Raw genomic sequence first — 777 nt, 5'->3', positions numbered from 1 at the left:
GCGAACACCCCATACACACCACCCACATCCACCACCTCCGCACCCACCGGAGGCCACACCCCCAACCCCTCCCACACCACCGACTCCACCACAGCGAACCCGGTCGCGTGCCGCACCCAGTCGCCAGCTTCTCCGTCTTCGAGCCTCGAGTGGACCGCGACGGGCCGCCTGCCCTGCTCCTCGGCCCCGACTTCCACCCGAAGCCGCACGGAACCGGTTTCGGGCAGCACCAGCGGTGCCTCCAGGGCCAGCTCATCGAGCGACTCGCACCCAGCGCGGGCCGCCGCCTGCAGCGCCATTTCGACGAACGCCGCGCCGGGAACCAGCACCTGGCCCAGCACCGCGTGATCGACGAGCCACGGCTGAAGCTCCCGCGAAATCCGCCCGGTCAGCACGACCCCGCCCCCGACGGGGCTCGGCACCACCGCGCCCAGCAGCGGGTGGTCGAGACCGTCCTGGCCCATCGCCCGCGCGTCACCGCCGCCGCCCGTGTCGGCGTTCACCCAGTACCGCTCGCGCTGGAAGGCGTAGGTCGGCAGATCCACCACCCGCGGATCGTGGGCGGCGAAGAACGCACGCCAGTCCACTTCGACCCCGGCCGTGTGCAGCGCGCCGAGGGCCGTCACCAGCGTGGTGGCCTCATCCCGGCCCGCGCGGCAGGCCGCGACCGCTGTCACGTTGTCTCCGGTGAGGTGGTTGTGGGTGAGGGTGGTGAGGGTGGTGTCGGGTCCGAGTTCGAGGTAGGTGGTGATGTCGTGGTGGTGGAGGGTGTCGAGT

The 777-nt window shown here is 71.6% G+C and carries 1 protein-coding gene; it reads right to left on the bottom strand.

Annotated elements, in window-relative coordinates:
- The coding region (locus ABD256_RS44200; RefSeq protein ID WP_486303474.1) for a polyketide synthase dehydratase domain-containing protein at positions 1 to 777 on the bottom strand (777 nt) is incomplete at both ends.

The organism is Amycolatopsis minnesotensis, from assembly GCF_039529815.1.
GTDB lineage: Bacteria > Actinomycetota > Actinomycetes > Mycobacteriales > Pseudonocardiaceae > Amycolatopsis > Amycolatopsis minnesotensis.
This window is presented reverse-complemented; position numbering and strand designations above follow the sequence as displayed.